The 19,358-nt window shown below is 57.5% G+C and carries 22 protein-coding genes and 1 pseudogene; 7 read left to right on the plus strand and 16 right to left on the minus strand.

Going from position 1 to position 19,358, the window contains the following annotated elements:
• Window positions 1-3: 3 nt before the first annotated feature.
• Window positions 4-1,026, minus strand: a complete 1,023-nt coding sequence (locus CSQ95_RS03235) for a DNA-binding protein (RefSeq protein ID WP_257217928.1) — start codon at window positions 1,024-1,026, stop codon at window positions 4-6.
• Window positions 1,027-1,247: 221 nt separating this feature from the next.
• Here CSQ95_RS03235 and CSQ95_RS03240 point away from each other — a divergent pair, with 221 nt between their 5' ends.
• On the plus strand, window positions 1,248-2,264 hold the full coding sequence (locus CSQ95_RS03240) for a site-specific integrase (protein WP_099408463.1): 1,017 nt from the start codon (window positions 1,248-1,250) through the stop codon (window positions 2,262-2,264).
• A gap of 67 nt (window positions 2,265-2,331) precedes the next feature.
• On the opposite strand, the gene CSQ95_RS03245 is transcribed toward CSQ95_RS03240, so the two are convergent.
• The 6 genes from CSQ95_RS03245 to CSQ95_RS03270 form a co-directional block, all read right to left on the minus strand.
• Window positions 2,332-2,703 (minus strand): hypothetical protein, encoded by a 372-nt coding sequence (locus tag CSQ95_RS03245; protein WP_099408464.1) that lies wholly within the window; start codon window positions 2,701-2,703, stop codon window positions 2,332-2,334.
• Between the two features lie 133 nt (window positions 2,704-2,836).
• Window positions 2,837-3,280 (minus strand): hypothetical protein, encoded by a 444-nt coding sequence (locus tag CSQ95_RS28980; RefSeq protein WP_143449891.1) that lies wholly within the window; start codon window positions 3,278-3,280, stop codon window positions 2,837-2,839.
• Window positions 3,281-3,793: 513 nt separating this feature from the next.
• Window positions 3,794-4,192: a hypothetical protein gene (locus CSQ95_RS03250; RefSeq protein ID WP_143449892.1), complete on the minus strand. Its 399-nt coding sequence runs from the start codon at window positions 4,190-4,192 to the stop codon at window positions 3,794-3,796.
• An 885-nt stretch (window positions 4,193-5,077) separates the two neighbouring features.
• Entirely contained in the window at window positions 5,078-5,530 is a 453-nt protein-coding gene (locus tag CSQ95_RS03260; RefSeq protein ID WP_070310764.1) for a PaaI family thioesterase, read from the minus strand.
• A gap of 33 nt (window positions 5,531-5,563) precedes the next feature.
• Window positions 5,564-6,055, minus strand: a complete 492-nt coding sequence (locus tag CSQ95_RS03265; protein WP_099408467.1) for a MarR family winged helix-turn-helix transcriptional regulator — start codon at window positions 6,053-6,055, stop codon at window positions 5,564-5,566.
• A gap of 45 nt (window positions 6,056-6,100) precedes the next feature.
• A complete protein-coding gene (locus CSQ95_RS03270; RefSeq protein ID WP_099408577.1) occupies window positions 6,101-7,273 on the minus strand; it encodes a citrate synthase family protein in 1,173 nt (390 codons plus the stop codon).
• Window positions 7,274-7,373: 100 nt separating this feature from the next.
• On the opposite strand from CSQ95_RS03270, the gene CSQ95_RS03275 reads away from it, so the two are divergent.
• Window positions 7,374-7,916 carry a GNAT family N-acetyltransferase gene (locus CSQ95_RS03275; RefSeq protein WP_099408468.1) on the plus strand — a complete coding sequence of 181 codons (543 nt, stop codon included), beginning with the start codon at window positions 7,374-7,376 and terminating at the stop codon, window positions 7,914-7,916.
• Between the two features lie 22 nt (window positions 7,917-7,938).
• Entirely contained in the window at window positions 7,939-8,994 is a 1,056-nt protein-coding gene (locus CSQ95_RS03280) for an FAD-binding oxidoreductase (protein ID WP_099408469.1), read from the plus strand.
• Between the two features lie 3 nt (window positions 8,995-8,997).
• On the opposite strand, the gene CSQ95_RS03285 is transcribed toward CSQ95_RS03280, so the two are convergent.
• The 4 genes from CSQ95_RS03285 to CSQ95_RS03295 form a co-directional block, all read right to left on the minus strand.
• Window positions 8,998-9,420: a hypothetical protein gene (locus CSQ95_RS03285; protein ID WP_099408470.1), complete on the minus strand. Its 423-nt coding sequence runs from the start codon at window positions 9,418-9,420 to the stop codon at window positions 8,998-9,000.
• A 55-nt stretch (window positions 9,421-9,475) separates the two neighbouring features.
• Window positions 9,476-9,712 carry a DUF6434 domain-containing protein gene (locus tag CSQ95_RS03290; protein ID WP_099408471.1) on the minus strand — a complete coding sequence of 79 codons (237 nt, stop codon included), beginning with the start codon at window positions 9,710-9,712 and terminating at the stop codon, window positions 9,476-9,478.
• A 92-nt stretch (window positions 9,713-9,804) separates the two neighbouring features.
• Window positions 9,805-10,176, minus strand: a complete 372-nt coding sequence (locus tag CSQ95_RS28985; protein ID WP_143449893.1) for a hypothetical protein — start codon at window positions 10,174-10,176, stop codon at window positions 9,805-9,807.
• Between the two features lie 88 nt (window positions 10,177-10,264).
• The gene (locus CSQ95_RS03295) at window positions 10,265-11,146 is read right to left on the minus strand and encodes a LysR family transcriptional regulator (RefSeq protein ID WP_180278939.1); all 882 of its coding nucleotides are present in this window, start codon (window positions 11,144-11,146) and stop codon (window positions 10,265-10,267) included.
• Between the two features lie 97 nt (window positions 11,147-11,243).
• On the opposite strand from CSQ95_RS03295, the gene CSQ95_RS03300 reads away from it, so the two are divergent.
• Complete coding sequence (locus CSQ95_RS03300; protein WP_070310758.1) at window positions 11,244-11,828, plus strand: GNAT family N-acetyltransferase; 585 nt, start codon at window positions 11,244-11,246, stop codon at window positions 11,826-11,828.
• A gap of 109 nt (window positions 11,829-11,937) precedes the next feature.
• A pseudogene (locus tag CSQ95_RS03305) lies at window positions 11,938-13,380 on the plus strand (MFS transporter); the annotation flags it as partial.
• Window positions 13,381-13,443: 63 nt separating this feature from the next.
• Here the strand turns inward: CSQ95_RS03305 and CSQ95_RS30335 are convergent.
• From CSQ95_RS30335 to CSQ95_RS03320, 3 genes are read right to left on the minus strand one after another with little or no spacing between them, the layout of a single operon-like run.
• Window positions 13,444-13,827 (minus strand): cupredoxin domain-containing protein, encoded by a 384-nt coding sequence (locus tag CSQ95_RS30335; RefSeq protein ID WP_099408578.1) that lies wholly within the window; start codon window positions 13,825-13,827, stop codon window positions 13,444-13,446.
• Window positions 13,828-13,830: 3 nt separating this feature from the next.
• Entirely contained in the window at window positions 13,831-14,724 is an 894-nt protein-coding gene (locus tag CSQ95_RS03315; RefSeq protein ID WP_099408579.1) for a metallophosphoesterase, read from the minus strand.
• Between the two features lie 48 nt (window positions 14,725-14,772).
• Window positions 14,773-15,171, minus strand: a complete 399-nt coding sequence (locus CSQ95_RS03320; RefSeq protein ID WP_257217929.1) for a cytochrome c family protein — start codon at window positions 15,169-15,171, stop codon at window positions 14,773-14,775.
• A gap of 32 nt (window positions 15,172-15,203) precedes the next feature.
• Between CSQ95_RS03320 and CSQ95_RS03325 the strand changes: the two genes are divergently transcribed.
• Both CSQ95_RS03325 and CSQ95_RS03330 read left to right on the plus strand, forming a co-directional pair.
• Entirely contained in the window at window positions 15,204-15,935 is a 732-nt protein-coding gene (locus CSQ95_RS03325; RefSeq protein ID WP_257217930.1) for a sigma-70 family RNA polymerase sigma factor, read from the plus strand.
• A 1-nt stretch (window position 15,936) separates the two neighbouring features.
• A complete protein-coding gene (locus CSQ95_RS03330) occupies window positions 15,937-16,731 on the plus strand; it encodes an anti-sigma factor (protein ID WP_180278940.1) in 795 nt (264 codons plus the stop codon).
• 262 nt (window positions 16,732-16,993) lie between these two features.
• Here CSQ95_RS03330 and CSQ95_RS28990 read toward each other — a convergent pair whose 3' ends face one another.
• Both CSQ95_RS28990 and CSQ95_RS03335 read right to left on the minus strand, forming a co-directional pair.
• Window positions 16,994-18,220: a hypothetical protein gene (locus tag CSQ95_RS28990; RefSeq protein ID WP_143449894.1), complete on the minus strand. Its 1,227-nt coding sequence runs from the start codon at window positions 18,218-18,220 to the stop codon at window positions 16,994-16,996.
• 2 nt (window positions 18,221-18,222) lie between these two features.
• Window positions 18,223-19,332, minus strand: a complete 1,110-nt coding sequence (locus CSQ95_RS03335) for a nucleoid-associated protein (protein ID WP_180278941.1) — start codon at window positions 19,330-19,332, stop codon at window positions 18,223-18,225.
• Between the last annotated feature and the right edge of the window lie 26 nt (window positions 19,333-19,358).

Consider the following 19,358-nt stretch of genomic DNA (forward strand, 5'->3'; position numbering starts at 1 on the left):
AGCTCAAACAGCGCGTTTCTCCTGGCTATCCATGAGCAGGGCCAGCTTGGCCGCCATACCGGCACTGTCGCGCAGCAAGGTATCGCGTTCCAGCGTCAGCGCTTCGGCGCGCTGCTGCGCTGCCTGGCTATTTTCCGTCAGCATGTCGAGCTGTCTGTCCTGCGCGGCCAGCGCCACCTTGGCGTCGTTCAGCGCCAGCATGGCCGTGTCCAGCTTGGCCAGCAGGGCGTCGGCCGAGGCGGCAGCCTGCAAGTATTGAAACTCGAACTGGTCGCGCTCGGGACGCACGGTGGCCAGCGCCTCGCGGTCGGCGGCCGCTTCATCAGCCAGGCGCGTGTGTTCGGCCTGCAGCTGCGCCAAACGCATGTCCTGCTGCACCAGGGTCGCCTGCTGGCCTTGCAGGCGCTGCTGCAGCTGCGCGTTATCCTGCTCCAGACGGCTGATCCGTTGCTGCGCCTGGGCCCGCTCCTCGCTGCGCTGGGTCGCGGCCGCTTCCTGGTAATGGTCGAACTGCGAGCGCACCTGCGCCAGCTGGCGGTTCAGGGCCGCGATTTCCTCGCCGCGGTCGGCCAGGCGCTGCGTCAGGCCCGCGTTGTCGCTGTGCAGGGTGGCCAGTGTGACGGCGCGGAAATGGTGCTCTTCCTTCAGTTGCGCCAGCGCATGCTGGGTGGCGCGCAATTCCTGGGTGAGGGCGGCGCGCGCCTCCGTCAATTTCAACCGTTCGCTTTCCGTCTTCTTCAGCTTGTCCAGCGCCGCGTCCAGTTCGGCGCGGTTCTGCTGCATGCCCGTTTCCAGCTGCTGCGCCACGTCGCGCTGCTGCTTTTCATAGACACCGCGCATCGCTTCCATCAGTTCGGCCGGCAAGCCTGACTCCGTTTTCACGGCGCCCGCGCCCTGAAACTCTTCCTTCCAGCGCTTGAGCAGGGGTGCGATGGTGCTCTTGCTGCCCGTGCTGCCCAGCGCTTCGCGCACATTGTCGACCGTGGGATTGCGCCCATCGGCAGCGACGATTTGGGCTGCTTTCATAACATCAGAGTACAGAATGCCGGTGCGGGCCATGAAATCACCTATGAGCGAAATTTAGTAACGTATTACATGATACGTAATATCGCGTAATATTACGATATAAATTTTCATCGTTTTTGAAAAATATAAGGCACGATAAGATCGCTTATCGCGTGTTATGGGAGTGCTTGGCGTGCTATTCTGTGTGTCTCCCAGTACAAAACCCCGATTTCGCCGCCGCCATGCCCGATTTGCCCCTCCCGAAACGCCGTATCGCCGTGCCAAAAAACGCCGCCTTGGCTCCTGTGCCGTTACGCGGCGCCCTGGTCGATGCCGAGCTGGCCGCGCGCCACCAGGCGTTTCTCGCTGCCGCCACGTCCGACAACACGCGCCGCACCTACCGTTCCGCCATCCGCCACTTCCAGGCCTGGGGCGGGGCGCTGCCTGCCGACGAGTCCACCGTCATCCGCTACCTGATGGCGTATGCGGACAGCCTCAACGCGCGCACCCTGGCCCTGCGCCTGACGGCCCTGTCGCAATGGCATGTGTACCAGGGCTTTGCCGACCCCGCGTCCACGCCCACCGTGCGCAAGACCCTGGCCGGCATCGCCCGCCTGCACGGCAAACCGAAAAAGAAGGCGAGGGCGCTGCCGCTGGAAGATCTGGAACTGATCGTCGCCAGGCTGGCCGCCCTGGGCACCAACAAGGCCTTGCGCGACAGCGCCTTGCTGCAGCTGGGCTTTTTTGGCGCTTTCCGCCGCAGCGAACTGGTGGGATTGAGGCTGGAAGACATCCGCTGGGAGCCGCAGGGCATGGTGATCACCTTGCCCCGCTCGAAAACGGATCAACTGGGGGAGGGCATCGTCAAGGCGATCCCGTTCGGCGACGGCGTCTGCTGCCCGGCCACGGCCCTGCGCGCCTGGCTGGGCGTGGCGGGCATCGCCGGTGGCCCACTCTTGCGCACCATCAACCAGTGGGGCCATGTGGGAGGAAAGGGATTACACGCGAGCAGCATCAACACGATATTGGAAGGCTGCGCCCGGCTGGCCGGGCTCGATTACGTGCCGGAACTATCGAGCCACAGCCTGCGCCGCGGCATGGCCACCAGCGCCCACCGGGCCGGCGCCGATTTCCAGGCCATCAAGCGCCAGGGCGGCTGGCGCCACGACGGCACCGTGCATGGTTATATAGAAGAGGCGGGCCGCTTTGAAGAAAATGCGGCGGGGAGTTTGTTGAAGGGGAAGAAGGCGGCGGGCTGAGGGCGTCCGGCAAGACCTTGCAGTGCGCCTACAGCGGACGTCCATGCGGGCGCAGCGCCCTGGGGGATTACGCAGGGGCTACGTCGACACGCTCCATTTCCAGCTCGGTGGCGGAGCTTAATTGCGCCGCAATAAGAGCGCTCAGATCCACGTCCGCACCGCCATCGGATACGTCCGCGCAGGTATCGATAATTAGCTGAAAACAGTTGTCGCGGATATCCCGCGTATCCAAATTCTGCGGCGGAGGCGCCAACAGAGCGATTTCCAGTCCAAGCGCGAAGGCGCGATACGCCGGATATTCTTCGTATTTCCCTTCCTCGTCAGGCGAGAACCTGATGCCAAGTGCCTCGGCCAGAACGACAACCGTGGCTTCGAATGACAGCGTTGGCCGAATGTTCAGACAAGCCGTAAAATAGCTTCCACTTTGAAAATGGCGCATGCAACCTCTGGTATAAATTTAAAATAGATGATCTCTTGCCACGTCAGGTTTGGACGTCCGCTCCTGGAACTTCCTGGCATTCGAATTGAACAATCCGGGACTTTCCCGAATATGCTCGTTCAGAACTTCGAAGTTAATTCTTTTCAACGGGACGATACGAGAAACTTGGACATTGAATTCGGCCGTTCAGACAATAGGACTGCGCTAATTTAAGCTGTCCAAACAGTTCGTCAATTGTGTCAATACGGGCAACATCATACTGATCACAGTCCCGCTCACACCAAACTTCAAGTTGAGGAAATTGGGTCAGCAAACTTACCATTGCAGATGCATAGGAATCGGCACTTGGCCAATGATAATTCCTCTGACGATCCAGCTTGGGTAGCAACTTTGCAAACCTCAAATTATCGTTGGGAGTGGCTTGGCCGAACAATATTCCATCCCAATAGCAGAGGATTTCATCCGTAGGTCCCCATTCTGATTCAAACGCTTGAATTTTCAATCGTGCACTGTCTTTCGGCAACTCGATGACCAAGACATCTGGGGTGTAACTAAACGGAGAAAAAATTTCGAGCATAGAGGTCAGGAAAATATTTTTGTCCCGTATCGGGGCCGCTAACAATGGATGGCCGCTTGTGGCCGGTCACTGTCATCCTAAGGCGTTCCATCGAAAGATTAGCGCGGCAACGGGCACAGTCAACAATATCACCAGAACCGCCGTGAGCCAGAACTGCTCTAACTCGCCCTCATGCAATAGCCTGCGACAAATGTCAGCTCATGGCCGAACTCTGCAGTAGCGCCTAAGGATAACATGTTGCCAATCTGGAAGGTACGTGGAATTTCACCTGCCTTGCGGGGCGGCGGCAAGAACATCCACATCATGGTCGTCAGCAACGGCGACTTCCAGTGACTGTCCGGCTAAGAGAAATGGTGTCCGGGTTCAAATGCCATTCGGTGTCCAGCTTGGTGTAAGAATCGGTGTCCGGTTTGATGAGAATACTCATCGGTACGCCGACGACGGTGGCTATGGCCTAATTCCGTCTGGGGTAAGGGGCTATTATACTCTCAGTTTATTTGTGCAACAAAGCCATTATTTACGGTCCTTTTTTTGGTTTTGCATTCTCTTGTGATCCAAGAAGGTTATCCACAATGCAAATATTGTTGCGTAAAATAAGATTGCCCGTCCGGCATTTCTTTTATGAAATGGAACTCCGGTAAAAAAGCCGCCAACGCGATCAAGAAAATCCATTATCTGGAAGAAAAATGGTTCCTTATTCCCGTTGGGACCTAGCGCAAGAAATCCTGAGGAAAGGTCCAGCAGGTAATAAACGAAGGCAAATGCGATAAAGCTGCCAACGAATGTTATTAAAAGGGAAATGCATTGATTCCATTTCATCGTCGATTTTTTGCGCAGCACCACGGCCTTCATGCCGTGGAGGCGAAGCGGAGATCCGCTGCGGTGGCTTGCTTGTCGCTCCGTTGTTGCCACCAGTAAATACTCATATCAGTCTGCACGCTGGGTAAGTTTGCTATGCTGGCCGAAGCCGGCCGTTCGGACCAGCATAGCAGGTTGTCGGATGGAAAATCTAGCGCGCCCTACGACAGACCAGATTCGACCCAAACCGGTCTGTTTTGCTTTGCCAAAGCGCACGCTCAACGACCAAATTCAGTGACGCAGAATACCAGTGTGCAATGACGAGTTAGAATGAAAAACATCTATTGACGTGCTCCTGGAATACATAGGATCAGCACAATGAGAAATACACAAAATCCGAAGCTACCAACAGCCATTTGGTTATGCGGTTTGCCAATTGGAGGTGGATAGCGACCTACCGTAATTATCCGCAGTAGTAGCCATCCCGGCCAATAAAATATACCGACAATGATTACTTCGGCGACAACTCGCAATGCAATCTCGATTAATCCATCAAGTGCCATGGCTTTGTCTCGCTAAAATTTAAGTTGACTGGCACGAATATTGAAGAGGGGAAGTTAGTATCCGATTAGTTTAACTAGTTCATGCTCGCATTGCAAATAATCAACTTTTCCCGGAAGTGGCGGGAATCAGATTATGGCCACCAGCTGCCCATGAGCACCGCGAAATACCTAGCGAGAAAAGTCAGGCATTGCACGTCAACGCGAATGGCTGTTCTTGGCTGCGGATTCAATCGATCAATGCAACACACTGCTCAAATCGTTGAGCCGGTGTTTGGTAGTGTAGCGTCTTCCAGCAGGCGCTGCGCCAGGCCCGTATTGCGGTGCGCGGACAGTACGCCGCCTAGCCAGCTATACAAGGAGCCATCCTCGGCGGCATATCCCAGCTTGCAGCCGGTCCTCCAGCTGCGCCAGGCTTCCGCGATGGTGCCGGGCCGTATCACGCGGCCGCTTGTTCCCGGGGACGGATGATCATGCAGGTGGCCGTCGCGTGCGCGTACACTTTACCGGCTTCATCGCGGATCGTGCCTTCGGAAATGACCAGGTTGCGGCCTGCATTGATGACCTTGCCTTCCGCAAAGACCGTCACGTTGAAGGGCAGGGGGCGGCACATCTTGATGTTCAGGTCCGTCGTGCCGTAGCTTTCGCCTGCTGGCAAGACCGTGTGCGTGGCGCAGCCCGTGACCGTGTCGAGCACGGTGGCGGCGAAACCGCCGTGCACGCCGCCCATGGGATTCGTATGGTTTTCATTCGCCGTGGCCGTGAAGATCACGCGGCCGTGCTCGATCGTATGCGCATCCATGGGCATGGTCTTGGAAATGCCGGGCCGGGGGAACAGGCCTTGCGCGAACGCTTGCATCAGTTGCAAGCCTGTCATGTCTTTCGGGTGCATGGGTAACTCCTGTGGTGGTGATGGGGGGATGAATCAGACGTCCTGCGTAAAACGCAGGCGCGAGGCGTGCAGCAGGAAGCGGGCGACGACGGCCAGCTCTTCCTCGCTGAAACCTTGCTTCAGTTGTTCGTTCAGGCTGTCGAGCAGGGGCAGGGCATGGGCCAGTACCTCGCCGCCTTTGGCCGACATGTGCAGGGTGCCGGCGCGCGCGTCAAGCGCCGACTGGCCCCGCACGATCAGGCCGTTTTCTTCCATGCGCGCCACCAGGCCCGTCACGGCCGAGTTTTTCAGCTGCAGCGCCCGCCCCAGATCCTTCAATTGGCAGCCTTCCTCGCCCTTCAGGGCAAACAGGGCGACCACTTGCGTGCCGGAAAAGCCCAGTTCACTGGTGAAAACGGCATCGGCCGAGCGGAACAGGTTCTGGCGCGCCAGGTTGAGCAGGTTGAACAGGCGCGGCGAACGCTCGCCCAGCGGGCAGGCGGCGGCATCGGGAAGGTCTGGCTGGGGGGAGGTATTGGTACGCATGCGAAGTATACTACTACGTATGCGTAATAAATCAAGCGACTATTTTCAGTCGCGCTGGTGGCGCCCCACGTAGCGTGCGCGTGGCCGTATCAGTGCCGCGCTGGCGGCTTGCTCGGCGGCATGTGCGATCCAGCCGGCCGAGCGGGCCAGCGCAAACACCACCATGCCCGCGCCCTCGGGCCAGCCGAACGCCAGTTCCATGGCGGCCAGCGCCAGGTCGGCGTTCGGGCGGGCATTGAGCCGTTTGCCCGCCGTGGCGCAGACGGACAGAATGGCGGCCAGATGCGGGTACCCGGGCGACAGCGTCGACAAGCGGTCCAGCAGATACGCGGCACGCGGGTCGCCGTCTGGATATAGCGGATGGCCAAAGCCGGCGAATTCCGGTGCGATGGTCTCGTAATACTGGCTGATGGCGGCCCTGGCGTCCGGTGCGGCCAGCGCCTGCGTCAACATGCGCCTGGCCGCCGCGCTGCCGCCGCCGTGCTTGTCCCCAGACAAGGCCGCCAGCCCAGCCATCAGCGCTGCGGGCCGGCTGGCGCCCGTCGAGGCGACGCAGCGCACGGCAAACGTCGATGCATTCAATTCATGATCGGCCAGCAGCACGAGGGCCGCGCGCAGCAGTTCCGTTTGCTCCACATCGGCTTGCCACGCCTGGGCCAGCTGCTGGTGCAGCGGCAAGGCGGACGGCGGCGTCCGGAGCAGGGCGGCGGCCAGGATGCGCATCAGGGCAGGGCCGGATGGCAGCGAGTGCGCAATGTCCGCCGTCGTCAGCATGGCCATGGCGAGCATGGCGCGCGCCAGCGGCGGCCCGTCCGGCGCGCCGGCCAGCCCTGGCGGCAGGGCCGGCGCGTCCTGCTGAAAATAGTCGCTAAGGTTATCGTTCCACAGCTGGCCGGCGGCCGTCTCCAGCGTCGCGGACTCGGCCAGCGCCGTCGCATCGCAGCCCCGGTACAGCAATCGTCCATCGAGAATGTGGGAAATCCGCGTTTCCAGCACGGGCAAGCCCCAGTGCATGGCGGCCACGGCCGTCTGGCCACCGCGTTTGGCGTCGTTCTTGCGAGCCGCCAGGCGCAACACGTCTTCCTGCGGATAGCGCTTGCGGCGCGATGCCCCATTGCTGAGGGAAGCGAGCAAGCCCCGGCTCACATAGGAATACAGGGTGGGCAGGCTGACGTTCAAGAGGCGCGCAGCCTCGGCAGCGGACAGATCGTTGTTCATGGCGGCCATTGTAGCGGCTGTCGCTTTACATTGATTGATGGAATCAAGATTGACGGGCCGGGCGGCACGTCACTAGACTCATGCCTTTCCAGGAGTCTCCATGAGCATATTTACCATTCGCACCCTGCGCCCCGACGATGCCGCGCCCTTGCTGGCTTTCGAGCAAGCCAACCGGGCCTGGTTCGAGCGCCATATCGACCGGCGCCCCGATGATTTTTACAGCCTCGACGGCATTCATGCCCATGTCGCGCAATTCCTGGACGAGCACGCACAGGGCCGCATGCACCCCTGCATCATCGTCGATGAACACGGACAATTGATCGGCCGCGCCAACCTCAAGGACATTGACCGGGAGCAAGGGGTGGCCGAAGTCGGCTACCGCATCGGCGAGCAGCAGGCGGGCAAGGGCCTGGCCACGGCCGCGCTGCGCCATCTGATTGATCTGGCGCAAAACGAATGGCAGCTGGCCAGCCTGTGCGCCTACGCCATCGACGGCAATGCGGCATCGATCCGCGTGCTGGAACGCTGCGGTTTCGTGCGGGGAATGGCCGTGCCCGATATCGCCATCGTGGAAGGCAATGTTGTTGATGGCCATGCCTATGCGCTGGATTTGCCGGCGGCTGGGGTAGACTCTGTCCTGTGATAAATAAGCAAAGTTGGCAGATATGAATCGCGAAAGGCCTCAACATATTATCGTCATCGGTGCCGGCATCGTCGGCGCGTCGCTCGCCTACCACCTGGCCAGCAAGGGAGCACAGGTCACCGTGGTCGAGGCGGGCGGCATCGCGTCCGGCGTGACGGGCACCTCGTTTGCCTGGATTAACACGTCCTGCGCGGGGATTGATCCCATTGCGGCCCTGCGCGGCGACGCCATCGCGGCCTGGCGCCAGCTGGAAACGCAGGTGCCGGGCTTGACGGTACGCTGGCACGGCGCCTTGTCGTATGGCACGCAGGATGGGCGCGTGTCGCCTGAATCCATCGTGATTGACCGCTCGCGCATCGCCCGGCTTGAACCGCAGCTGCGGCAGCCGCCGGAACAGGCTATCTACGAACCGGAGCAGGGCGCGCTCGACGCCGTTGCCGCAACCCACGCCTTGCTGGCAGCGGCCGAGGCGCTCGGTGCGACGGTCCGCACACACACGCCCGTGCTGGGTTTTACCGTTCAGGACGCGCAGGTGACGGGCGTGGAAACGGCCGCGGGCCTCATCGAAGCTGATATGGTCGTGCTGGCGGCGGGCACAAGCACTGCTTCGCTGGCGGAAAAGCTGGGCGCCAGCCTGCAGATCCACGCCTCGCCCGCCATCTTCCTACGCTACCAGGCGCCGCCGGGCCTCGTGCGCGGCATCATTTCCAGCCATGCAATGGAAGTGCGGCAAGCCGAGGACGGGACCATGCTGGCAGCGGAAGATTATCTGGACGACGCGCCGGAAAACCAGCCCGCCGCCATGGCGCAGCGCACCGCCAGCGCGATCCGGGAAGAACTGGAGGGAGCGGAGGCCATCGTGCCGGCATTCGCCTGCGTCGGCCTGCGCCCCATGCCCGCAGACGGCGTACCCGTCATCGGCTACTTGCCGCAAGTGAGCGGCGTGTACGTGTGCGCCATGCATCCGGGCGTGGTGCTGGCGGCCATCGTGGGCCAGCTGGCCAGCGGGGAAATCGTCGATGGCCAGCCGGCGCCAGCTCTGGAGGCGTGCCGGCCCGCGCGCTTTCTGGCATGCTGATTCTTAAGGCACCCGCGCCACGAACACGGGCAGGATGAATGGCTCCGGCTCCTGCGCATCGCCGTCCTCCGACGGGGCCTGCATATAGTGCTCGTTGCGCCAGTCCCCGTTCACCACGCGCTCGGCGATCAGAGATAAATCCTGCGTTTCGCGCAGCGCGCAGCGAAACGGCAGCCGTCCATGCGAGCGCGACACCAGGCTGAAGCGCAGTTGGCGGCATTGCGCGTCGTGCCAGCAATAGAACAGCATGTCCTCGCCAGCGAGCGCACTACGGCGCACCGCGATCACCTCACCGATGAAGGTAACGATATCGGCCGCATGAATCTGCGGCGTTTCCTCGTCCGTGGGCGAAAAGCTCCACATATTGGTTCTGGCTTCGTGGTTGATGTCGTCGGGATCAATTTCCACGGCATCGTCCTTGGCCATGGCTAGCCAGCTGTTGACGACAGTTGAATGAATCATGTGAAGCTTTCAGTACTTATTAATATTTGTTTATTTGCGCATCACCGGCTGGATTATGCCGACGTGTCCATTCATCCGCGACTTCGCCCATGGTTTTAGCAACGCCATCATCTATCCAAGCCATGAAATCACGGTCAAGCTTGAATTCGGGACCGCACTGATCCAACAGGAAGCGTCTGACGTTTTGCGTATTTTTATAGCGGGCATCAATGCTGGTCTGCCGAGTGATGACGCCGCCGTGCCAGTCGAAATCCATGCTGCAGTCCTTTCTGAGATATTAAGACTGGGTAGAGAACGACCTGTAGCTTGGCTTGCTCTTGAACTCAGGCACTGGAAGTACCTCCAGCCTCATCCGACTGCTGAGTCCGCATATACTATGCTAAAACCATGATGCTGAGATTGTAGTTTAATACATAATCCTTGATGAAAATTCTCCTGAGTCAAGTCATTCACAATGCAATACAAGTTCAATCCTGGTGGCCAAACGATCAATGTCAGTTGATAACTCAAAATTTCTTCATTTTTCTCGGAGTAATATGTTTTCATTGTTTTGTTTTTTACATATACTCCGGCTTTTCTCAAGGCTTCATCAATCAGATATGTTATATTATCATCGAGCGTCACATCCAAATTGTCACGGCCATTATATTCGCATAGTATTGAAATCGGAAACTCCACCGAAATTTCAACTTTTTTTGCATGGTCGCAGATTATCTTCATAATTTCATGCCTTGCTGGTAATTTGATTTTAAATGAATTGGGCTGATATCAATCGTTTGAATGAAGTTCTACAATTCAAAATATGACCTCACCCCCGCGGCCCATCCGCCAGCAACTCCGCCAGCCTGTTCGTCAGCCACAAACTCGTCTCGCTGAGTTTCTTGCCATGAATCGATAGCCGTCGCACAGGCAGCCGCGACAAGGCCAGCGCAGGGCAGGGCACTTCCTGCAAATAGCCCTTGTAATTGTCGTAATTGGCGATGTTTAGGGGCAGAATCGCCCAGCCCAGCTCGTCCGCGACCATTTCCGCGATGCTGTAGAAACTGTCGGAAAACCACACAGCGGGGCTGAAGGCCTGTTCGCGGTTGAGCTCGGAATCCATGATCAGCTGGCGGTAGCGGGTCAGCTCGTTGCGGCTCACTTCCTGTCCGTGCGCCATCGGGTGGCCTTTGGCCACGAACACGCCTTGCGCCACGCTGCCGATGTGCTGCTGTTCCAGCACGGGCGAGATCGGGCCACGGTCAAAATGAAAAGCCACGTCGGCTTGCTGCTGCTCCACGTATTGCGCCACCTCCGACGCCGTGGCGTTGAGCATCACCAGTTCCAGGGCCGGGTAGCGCGCCGCCAGTTCCTTGACCAGGGTGCCGATGGCCAGGTAGGGCAGGGCTTCGTCCAGGGCCAGGGTCAGCTGCGCTTCGGGCGCCTCGCTCAGCAGTTGGGCGCGCAGCTGCAAGCGCTCGGCCTGGCGCAGCAGTTCGCACGCTTCCAGGTGCATCACCTTGCCCGCTTCCGTCAGCACGGCGCTGCGGCGCGAACGGTCGAACAGTTCCACGCCGAATTCCGCTTCCAGCAGCCCGATCGAGGTGCTGACCACCGATTGCGCGCGGCCCAGCCGGCGCGCCGCGCCCGAAAAAGAACCGGCCGCGACAGCCGCTTCAAAGTAGCGCATTTGTTCCAAAGTCCATTGCATGGCATCCACCTATCTGTTTTACAGATGGATTTTAACTTGAATGCCATTCAGGGGCGACATAAAATGCTTTTACTAATTCAATAACACGAGATCCGCCATGAAAAACGCCCAAGCCCATACCCCCGCCATCAGCTTCAGCTGGTGTCACGACGCCAGCGCTGAAGATGCGCTGTGCAAGCTCTATCTTGACAACGTCAGCGCCGACTATATCTCCCATTCTGAGCTGCAGGGCGAGCGGGCCGAAGCGCCCGGCAACTGGCGCGCGGACTTGCCTGAAGTCATACGCGGCGAAATCCGCGCCGCCCTGTCGCACGACTGGGCACATGGCGATTCGACCCTGCTGGCCGTCGCCACGTCCGGCGACGATATCGTCGGCATGGCACTCGTATCGATAGACACGCGCCAGCGCGCCTCGAAATCGTTCGCCGCGCTGGACGACCTGGTCTTGCTGCCCTCCGTGCGTGGCAGCGGCATCGGCAGCTTGCTGGTGGAGTGGGTGGCAAGCGAATTGCGCAGCCACGGCATCGCCCGCTTGTTCCTCGAATGCGGCGCGCACAACTTGAAAGCACAACAATTCTTCCAGGGCCGCGGTTTCAAGCAGGTGTCCGTCGTCATGCTGCGCGAACTCGACGCAACTACAGCGAGTGCCGCCGTGGATGACAAGGATGGTGACCGTGGCTGACGCCCGCCGCCCCCGACAAGGCCAGGCCCGTGGCAGCCTGGAACGTAAATATTTGCGCAGCACCAGATTCATCCAAACCGACAGTTGTTAAATAATACATGAGTTGTTTATGCATCCAATGAAAAAATGGCTGACGCTGGCCATCGTCTCCAGCGCCCTGTTCCTGATCGTGGTCGACATGACCGTGCTCTACACCGCCTTGCCCGCGCTGACGCGCGACTTGCAAGCCACTTCCTCGCAAAAACTGTGGATCATCAACGTCTACGCGCTGGTCGTCTCCGGTCTGTTGCCCGGCCTCGGCACCCTCGGTGACCGCTTGAGCCACAAACCCGTTTTCCTCGCCGGCCTGGCCGTGTTCGGCATCGCCTCGCTGTGCGCCGCGTTTTCGCCTGCGCCGGAATGGCTGATCTTTGCCCGCGTATTGCTGGCCATCGGCGCCGCCTTGATGATGCCGGCGACCTTGTCCATCATCCGCCTGACCTTTACGGACCACCGCGAGCGCTCGTTCGCCATCGGCGTGTGGGCGGCGATTGCATCCGGCGGCGCCGCGTTCGGCCCGGTGCTCGGTGGTTTCTTGATGGAACATTACTGGTGGGGTTCCGTCTTCCTGATCAACGTGCCCATCGTGCTGCTGACCCTGGTATTGGCCACTGTCATCCTGCCGAAACGGGCCGGTAACCGCGACAAGCCCTGGGACTTGAAGGGCTCGCTGCAAGTCATGATGGGTTTGCTTGGTGGCGTGTATGCGATCAAGGAGCTGGGCAAGTCGCAGCCGTCGTATGCGCTGGCCGCCTTTGCTTTCGCCGTGGGCGCTTTCTTCATGCTCAAATTCGTGCGTCGCCAGAAGCGGCAAGCCAGGCCGCTGATCGACTTCGCCCTGTTCCGCGAACTGCCGTTCTCCAGCGCCGTGGCCGCCGCCATGGTGGCGTCTGCCGCCCTGATCGGCATGGAACTGGCGCTGAGCCAGCACATGCAGCTGGTGCGGGAACTGTCGCCGCTGGAAGCGGGCCTGCTGCTGTTGCCGCTGCCGCTGGCGTCCGTGTTTGCGGGACCGCTGACGGGTTTCATGCTCCCGCGCGCCGACAAGGCCAAGGTCTTGTGGGGTTCGCTGCTGCTGTCCGGTATCGGCATGGCGTCGTATCTGCTGCTGCATGACGCCGCCGTCTCAGCCCAAGTGGCCAGCCTGGTGATCCTGGGCCTGGGCCTGGGCGCCGTCATGACGGCCGCATCGAGCGCCGTGATGCTCAACGTGGCTCCCCAACAGGCCGGCATGGCCGCCTCGATCGAGGAAGTGTCGTACGAGCTGGGCGCCGTGATCGGCGTGACGGTGCTGGGCACCATTTTGTCGGCCGTCTACAGCGCCACCCTGGTGATCCCGGAAAGCGCGGGCCTGCTGCCGAACGCCCATGACACCCTGGACGCGGCGCTGCTGGCCGCCGAGCAATTGCCGGCCGAACTGGGCCTGCAAGTATCGGAACTGGCCCGCTCGGCCTTCGACAAGGCATTTATTGTCGTGCTGGCAACGGCTTCCGCCATCCTGATGGCGGCCGCCGCCACCATCCGCCACCTGCATCTGCGGGCGCGCCGCGTGGCCAGATTGGCGCGGGCAGGGCGGCTACTCCGTGACGATGATCTTCCCGTTCATCTCCTCGTGGCCGCTGCCGCAAAAATTGTCGCACAAGAAGGCGTATTCGCCGGCCTTGCCGGGCGTCAGCCGCACTTCGGTGACCTGGCCCGGCTTCAGGTCGGCGCGGATGTTCATGTCCGGGATGAAAAAGCCATGGATGAAATCGACGGCCGTGAACGCCAGCACGATGGTTTCATCCTTTTTTACGGTGATTTCATTCGGCGTGTAGACGAATTTCCTCGCCTCGATGGCGATGATTCTTTCCTTCGAAACAACATTTTTGAGGTCCTGGGCCTCGATGGCGGCCACCGCCAGCAGCGCACCGAGGCCGCACGCGCTGCGGATGCAGAACTGTCGTCTTGCGCGGTCCATGGTTCAGCTCCCGGCCACGGGAAATTCCGCGAGCTTGTAATCATTCCCCGCCTGCGCTTCCACCTCGCGAAAGCCGAGGCCCTTGTACGGCATGGCCGGGTCCCAAGGCAGGGGCGTGCGCTTTTCCTGCGAACCGGGCGCCGGCAAGGGGAAAATCAGCGACTTGGCGGCATGGTGCGCGATTCTCCCCGTCATGTGGTGATGTTCCTGGTGAATATGGCCGTAGAACACCGTCACATTGCTGTAAGGCATTAACAGGGCGATCGCCTTGTCGCCGTCGCGCGTGGCCCAGTCCCATTTGGGCACGAGGTCGAACAGGGGACGGTGGGTAAAGACGACGATGCGCGCGTCTTTTGCCTGCCTGTCCAGGTCGTTTTTGAGCCACTCCAGCTGGGCGTCGCCGATGCGCGCGCCGGGATCGGACACGTTGTCGAGGGCGATGAAATGCACGCCCTTGTGCTCGAACGTATAGTTGGACGGGCCGAAATTTTCCTTGAAGGCGGCGCCGTTGTCGAGAGAGGCGTCGTGCTCGCCGGGGATGAAACGCACGTTTTTCACCTTCAACTCCGCCGCGATGTCCTTGAATTCGCCCATGCGCTGGCGGCGCTCCTTCGAATCGTCCGTCGTATGCGTCAGGTCGCCCGTGAAGATGATGAAGTCGGGCTGCACCTCCAGCGCATTCACGGTGGCGACGGCCTTGCGGAAGGTATTGAGGGCGTCGGGATTGGCGGCGCCGCTGAAACCCCAGTGCACGTCGGACAGCTGGACGAAGTAAAAATCGTCGTAGAGGGCGGTCAACTTGCCGGCCGCTGCCGCCTGTGCATGTCCATACAGTCCGGACATGAATACGGCGCCGCCGCCGATGGCGGTCAGTTTCATGAAACTTCTGCGGTCCATCATGATATCTCTCCTCGTTTCAATGGATGCCGGTTGGCAAAACAAGCGCTATCTGGCGGCCGTGGCCGGGCTGGCCCGCCCGGCTTCCTGCTGCAAATACGCGATCAGGTCGGCGCGGTCCTGCGCGGACGGCACCATATAGCCCATCTTCTGGCCGGGAATCAGTTTTTCCGGATTCGTCAGCCACTGGTCCAGCGTTTTCTCGTCCCACACGATGGCGGACGCCTTCACGGCCGGCGAATAGCTGTAGCCGGCGGCGCTGCCGGCTTTCCTGCCAAACACGCCCTTGTGCGCGGGACCGACGCCGTTGTAGTCGATCGAGTGGCAAGACATGCACATGGTTTTGTAGAGCACCTGGCCGCGCATGGCGTCGCCGGCGTTGGCCGCGCCGCTGGAAGCCATCAGCATGGCCGTGGCCAGAGCAGCGAAGAAGTACGGGTATGTCATGTCGAAGTCCCTTCCATTTGCAGATATCTGGCATGGACCCGATGCAATCGGGGCCTGCAGATGCTATAACTCCGAAGGCGGTGAAAATATTCCCGCGAAAACCGGTTTATTTTGGGCCTGGCAAAAAAAGGCCCGGCAGCGGGAATAAACGGCAGGCAAAGCGAGTCTTATGCAATGAGACGGTCGACAGGCGGATGGGTGTTGATTTGAATGACATCGATAAAACCAGGTTGTTTGAAAAAATTGCCATGCCTCATCTGGATTCCGCCTACAACCTGGCGCGATGGCTCACGCGCAATGACCAGGATGCCCAGGATCTGGTGCAGACGGCATTCCTGCGCGCCTGCCGCTTCATGGACGGCTACCATGGTGATGGCGGCGGCGCGCGCGCCTGGCTGCTGACGATCGTGCGCAATACCTATTACACGTCCCTGCGCGACAGCCGCCCGCAACACGATGACATCGGCTTCGACGAGGAAATCCACGGGCATGATGAGGACGGATGCGGCATGGTGCCGGATGCTGCCGGCGGCAACCCGGAAGACATCCTGGCCAGGGCTGACGTCAAGCAGGCGATCAACCATGCCCTGGAAACGCTGCCGCGGCCTTACAGGGAAGTGCTGGTGTTGAAGGAGCTCGACGATTTGTCCTACAAGGAGATCGCGGACATCGTCGGCATCCCGATCGGCACGGTGATGTCGCGCCTGGCGCGCGGACGCAAGTTGCTGCTGATATACCTGAAACAACATACCGATGAGAAATGAAATGGAGTGCACCGAATCACACAGCAAGATGTCCGCCTTTGCCGATGGCGAACTCGATGCATCGGCGGCGCGGCAATTGACGCAGCATCTGGCCCATTGCCCGGACTGCGCAAAGGCGTGCGAACAGCTGCAGGCCTTGCGCGCAGCGGTGAGCCGGCATGGCGTGCGCCACGCCGCGCCAGCTGCCCTGCAGCAACGCTTGCGCCAGGCGCTGCAGGAAGAGACGAAGGAATCGAAGGCAACCCCGCGTCGCCGGAAATGGGCGCAGCTGCCGTGGGCGTGGATCAATCTTGGCGTGGCCGGCGCCAGCACATCCGCGTTCGCCGTCACCCTGGCGCTGTATCTGTCCGTGCCATCGGACGCGGAACGGCTGGACCAGGAGATCGTGGCCAGCCATTTCCGTTCGCTGATCCCCGATCACCTGGCCGACGTGGCCTCGTCCGACCAGCACACGGTCAAGCCATGGTTCAGCGGCAAGCTCGACTTTTCACCGCCCGTGGTTGACCTGGCGCAAGCTGGCTTTCCCTTGGTCGGCGGACGCCTCGACTACATCAGGCAGCGTCCCGTCGCCGCGCTCGCGTATCGCCGGCATCAGCATGTGCTGAACCTGTATGTCTGGCCCGACCAGGCGCAGCGCGATGCGCCGCCGCGCCTGAGCGTCAGGCAGGGCTATCACTTGCTACGCTGGAGCCGCTCCGGCATGGAATACCGGCTCATCTCCGACCTCAATGTACCTGAACTGATGGACTTCGAGCGCCGGCTCGCGGCGCAGGTTGACAAGGATGCCGTGCCGTAGCCACGGAGGGGAGCAAGGCGTGTATGACTGCTTCGCCTTGCCGGCAACAATGCGTCGGCGGGTTCAAAGCAAGTGCGCATCACCCGCTCCATTCACGCACTCATACGGTGTCCATTTTACGTCTGCAGCTCTTAGACATAGTAGGAAAAATGGGAGGGCACTTGTAATCGCAGAAACTTTGGTTTTAATCCGCCTATGTCTGTTGTCGATTTATTTCAGCAAATAAAGCTGGTGGAAAATTTTTGAAGCGCTGCTCATAGTTCTAGGGAAGTTGATTTGCGATCAAAACGCATATCTCGCTTAATCGTAATTGTGAACGATCATTTAAAACATAGATCGCGCCTCCAAGTGGTAATAATGCAAGAATTCCAAAAAATGAAAATGTGATAACCAATGCAATATATTGAATATTTGCATTTCTTCTTGCACTAATTATTGGCTTGCTTAATTTTAATGGAAATTTCGATACATCATACTGGGAAAAAATCACATCAAAACTGCCGCGCAATCGACGCACTTGCAACCATTGATTAATCAAAATTCCAAAAAAAATTAAAGATACGCAAGCTAAACCGATAAAGCCAATTACAAACTCTTCGTTAGAATTGGCTTTGCGCAGTAATATAACTGCGGCCAAAGATACAGGTAATGCCAGCAACTTACCAGAGATATCGCCGAGAACCGCACTGAGTTTTGTAGCATGCTCTATTTCCGTCGTAGCGATTTCCTTGCGAACTTTTTCGAAAGAGTATTGATGGATAAATGCCAGAAAATTGTGGTGATACTTTGATAGTACATCGCCCCAATTTTTTACCAAATGCTGGAATCGCTCTACCTCGCCTACCACTGAATTTAAGACGTCTGCAATCGCCAGTCGCATAATGCTCAGTCGCTCTTCAACATGCACATCATTTTTTCTGTTTTCGGAAAGCAATGACTCTAAAAACTTTATGTGGGGCAAACAGAATTCCAACAATTCTTCTGTCACCTTGACATCTATCAACAATGTTTTCGCAGGCGACTTTCCATCAGCCGCCACAACAAAAACCAATCTATTATCCCGCGATGTGTTTTCTATTTGAAAGCTATTCTGCACAGCCAACTTAGAAATTGCTCTAATAAATCTACATAACGTGGAAAGTTTACGCATAACATCAGGAATCGTCACATCTTTAGAGTAATAGTCGATATCACATATATAAAATTCCTCTGAAATTCCACCAAAATTCAGTGTAGGAGTAAATAGAAGAAATTCAGCGAAGTTTTGATAAAATCTTCCTAATTCGGATGCTGGCAGATTAAATTCAGCATCTAGGTGGAGTCTATAAATTTCCTTATGAGAAAATGATCCAAAATGACTGGCTAATTCATCTACTTCCTCAACTAGCGAAACTATTGATTGGTCAATAGCACCATCAAAGGAGAACTTATTTCCCTCAACTTTTGGGAAATTTAGTGCTCTATATAGTTCAACGATCTTAGAGAACATTTTTATCTTTGCTTGAGTTCAGATTCAATATCCGCGACCAATTTATTTCCCAGATTGGTAAATGTTAATGTTTTTTTATCTTTATTGTAGATAATGGCTGCATTTGCGGTTAGTCCTAACATACCTTGCTCAAATTGCACCGTCCAGTTTGCAGTCTCCCCCTTAATCATTGTTTTCTTTCGAAGGGTCGGCGCATGAATTGCAAACTCAGCAGGAATTTTTGTTCGTTCATCATTTAAGAATTCTTTCAATTTATCAATAACCGAACTTTGTCCTTCTGTAAGTGTGGTTATTGCCGCATAAACCAAGTCATTCAAAACGGCATTTTCTTTCGCGTCAAGTTTCTTTTTTAAATATGCAATGACGCCATTGCATGCTGCACTTCGATATGGTTTCAGTTCTTCACTAGAAAAAAATGTGCGAACAGCAGATATCACATTTCCAGTCGCTCGCGAGGATGAAATTCCTTTTGTACATCCCAATGCTTTAACAAAGTAACCCGATGCCAAATTGTGAGTGCCTTGGCCGACAAAAGACAAGTAGGTTCGTTCTTCCACTATATCTTCATCGTCATCATTGGAAAATCCTGGTTGCGACGCAACTTCAACATATCTCGATAAATTGATACGTGCAGCTTGATGAACCTTAGATAAATCTATTTCTGTAACGGCAATCGGTACGTAATCTTTGTCAAGACTAACTCCGCCTCGTTGCTTGATCATGGCAACAAGTACAAATTTTTTATTGTCAACCAAGTAATATGATACTAAAATGTGTCCGCCAGTGGAAAATGACTCCGACTCGGAAGCGGCTGCTAGTTCATCAACAGCCAGATGGCTCATGGAAATAAATGCAGCCGCATCCAATGGCTTGGAAGAATAGCAATCAAATTCAGCAGGGAATTTTCCCTGCCTCATGTCATTCGAAAATTGCCCATAACTGAGAATATTGCCCGGTTTTCCCAATAATGCGGAAACACCCTGGACAAGCGACATCACCGCCGGAAGTTCATTCTTAAGTAGTGCTGTTTTTTTTACTATATTGGTGGCATAGGACTGTTTTGATTCCTTGGTAAAACTATGAATGATCGCGTATTTTAATTCAAATGACATGAATATCCTTGTGTGAGTCATTCTAT

It is taken from the genome of Janthinobacterium sp. BJB304 (assembly GCF_002735765.1).
Taxonomy (GTDB): Bacteria; Pseudomonadota; Gammaproteobacteria; order Burkholderiales; family Burkholderiaceae_D; genus Janthinobacterium.